This window comes from Allocoleopsis sp. (assembly GCF_036703385.1).
Classification (GTDB): Bacteria; Cyanobacteriota; Cyanobacteriia; order Cyanobacteriales; family Coleofasciculaceae; genus Allocoleopsis.
On sequence record NZ_DATNPA010000222.1, the window covers coordinates 1 to 2829 of the forward strand.

Here is a 2829-nt window from a genome sequence, read left to right on the forward strand (position 1 = left end):
CTGAATTTCCTCTAGTAAGACGGTTTCGAGAAATTCACTCAGGCGGCTGACTAAGGATAAGTGGGTGCGATCGCGCCACCAAGCTCGTACATTAAAGTCAAGCTGGAAACTGCTGGTGAGAGAGGCGACAACCGAGGCATACCACTGTTCTGGCGTTACTTCTTGAGTGCCAATCGCTGTGAGATCGATCGCTCCACAACAAACGCCTTCAGCCTGTAAACGGTGCAGGGTTTGCACCCACAGCGAAGATTTGCCCATCTGCCGGGAAGTGAGGACGTAGCAAAACTCACTTCTTAACAGTGCTTGGAATAAATCTTCATCAGCTTGACGCCTGACATAACTGGGGGCATTAAGCGGTAGACTCCCGCCAACTTGATATTCATAAAATGGACTTTGGGCGGTGAGCATGATTTGAGAGTTGAAGGTTGGAAAGTTGGAAAGTTGGAGGTTGAAGGTTGTTAGCGCAGCGCCGGAGCTCATACGAGGACGTAGCCCAGGTTGAAGGTTGAAGGTTGGTGGAAAATGTGCTTCTTACTTAGCTCATATTAAATTTCATCTTTTACCTTTTACCTTTCCCATTCTTAAAAAGTAAGTTGATACACGGACATCGGTTCTTCAATTCCCTTAAATTGCCGTTGCCCTATTTCAATGGGTTGCAGAGTGAGATAACTTCTGACTACCTCATAAACGCTCTGGGAAATACAAATTCCTCCAGCCTGAGTTTCAGCTTGCACGTTTGTAGCAATGCTAACCCCCGCGCCGGTGATATCAGTGCAATTGAAAATAACATCTCCAAAATGAATGCCAATTCGATAATTTAGTTTCAAATCAGAGGCGACTTCAGCTATCGGAGTGAATGCTAATTGAATTTCTTGGGCGCAGTTTACAGCATTGACGGTACTGGAAAAGTAAATTAACATTCCATCATAAGTTGTCTTGAGAACCTCACCTTCATGTTGCTGAGCTAACTGGCTGATGAGTTGAAAATTTTGGTAGAGCAGATTCTGCGCTTGTTCTGGGTCAGCCGCCATCTTCGCCGCCAAATCCACTGCACTTATGGCAACAATCGTAGCTAAGCGGTGTTCTTGGAGTAAATTCAATTGTAATTGACTTAGCTGATCGCTAAAATACTTTCGGTACAAATTGCAGCTGGGTACAACCTGCCGATTTTGCACTTGCACCAGTCCCATACTTTGCAATTTAAACGCCTGGATTGGATCTAATTTCACGGGGGTTGGTGACATCACAACCCGTGTCAAAGCTGTCACGAGTTCGGGATACTCTTGGAGATGCCACAATAGTCGCCGTAGATAGTCCCTGTAAATGCCCTCTTCAGCCGTCGTGCTTTCCAGCAGCTGTTCAAGTGTGATGTCTTCGAGCGTGATGTGATGCAGCGCCATTTGCACCCGATAAGGATTCCCACCAATCAAGCTCATAAGCCGTTGTGCTTCCTCAGTTCCCCAATCTAGTTGATGCTGATGTGCTAAATCTTGCACCTGAAGCGGGCTAAATTCTGGCAACTCAATCGACAACCCGACATTAAAGGGTGATTGATTAATATTGAGCGGAATATAAACTTCTGTCGAATGGACAATTACCAAGCGTAGTTTCTGCCAATTTTTGCTACTCTTGTCGGCATACCGGGCTTTCTGATACCAAGTTCGTAGCATCCCAAAAAAGTCGGTGGCAATTTTGGGGTAATTGAATACCACGTCCACTTCATCTAATGCCAAAACCAGCGGACTATCGATTTCTGTTAATAGATAATTTTCAAAATAATCTGTACAATTGTAATTGCTGCCAAATACTTCATCCCAATAGTCGTTTAACCGATTCGGAAGTTCCAAACGTCGAGTGACAACAGCACAGAACCATTGGAGAAATTGGCTTAGAGTCGTGAAAACATCGGCATCAGCGAGTTGTAAGCTTAACGTAACCGTTTTAAAGCCCTGCGCGATCGCAGAATCAATCATCCTTAACATCAAATAGGTTTTACCCATCTGCTTGGGCGCTTTAATCCGAATCAAAGCTCCTGGCTGTGATAGGGCTTCATAACACAGCTGCTCAGTGGGGGGACGCTCTACATAAAAGGCAGAATCGAGAGGAAGTGCGCCTTTGAGCAGGATACTGGAGCGACTCTCTATCGAGTCGGAGTCGGGCATGGTCTGGTCATCCGGGTCTAGAGCAAGATTAAACGCTCTGAAGTACAACTCCAAGCTTTGTCGATCCACAGGAACTTGGCGGCGTTGAATCTTGGCGATGGTGTTGGGACTCATGTGTGTCCGTTGACCGATTTGTTCCAGAGTGTAGGGAATGCCATCATTGTCCTCAATTTCCGACTGGTGCTGTGCCCTGCGCAAGCGCTGCCAACCTTGCAGCGTGAGGATGACACCCCGCTTACGCCTTGATGGTTGACTTTTCATGGGTATTCGATTGATTGGCTAATCTGCTTCAAATCAAACGGCATTTTACTCGATTGAGTTATTGTCCCACCTATGGAGGAGTCGAGTCATGTTCTTAACTTGTATACTTATCTTGCAATCTTTCCTTGAAAACCTCTCGGTATGGATGCAAACTACTAGTAGTTCCTGCCGTTGCCTCCGCAGTCAGATATAAATTTAAAAATTTTAAGATTATTCAGATGCTATTAGCGGAATTTTTTATTCCCCACGGACACTGCTATTTGTGGAAACCTGAGTTAGTAGGGTTACACATTATCTCAGATGCCTTAACAGCACTGGCGTATTACTCAATTCCGCTAATGCTTACCTATTTCGTTGCCAAGAGACAAGATGTACCCTTCAGCTGGATTTTTCTGCTGTTTGGTGC

2 protein-coding genes and 1 pseudogene are annotated in these 2829 nt (G+C 45.4%); 1 reads left to right on the forward strand and 2 read right to left on the reverse strand.

The window, feature by feature from the left end:
* Both V6C93_RS10960 and V6C93_RS10965 read right to left on the reverse strand, forming a co-directional pair.
* Positions 1–408, reverse strand: a 408-nt coding sequence (locus tag V6C93_RS10960) for an AAA-like domain-containing protein (protein ID WP_333476693.1), incomplete at its 3' end; no start/stop codon positions are given.
* Positions 409–581: 173 nt separating this feature from the next.
* The gene (locus tag V6C93_RS10965) at positions 582–2423 is read right to left on the reverse strand and encodes an AAA-like domain-containing protein (protein WP_333476694.1); all 1842 of its coding nucleotides are present in this window, start codon (positions 2421–2423) and stop codon (positions 582–584) included.
* A gap of 218 nt (positions 2424–2641) precedes the next feature.
* On the opposite strand from V6C93_RS10965, the pseudogene V6C93_RS10970 reads away from it, so the two are divergent.
* Positions 2642–2829, forward strand: a pseudogene (locus tag V6C93_RS10970) (hybrid sensor histidine kinase/response regulator); the annotation flags it as partial.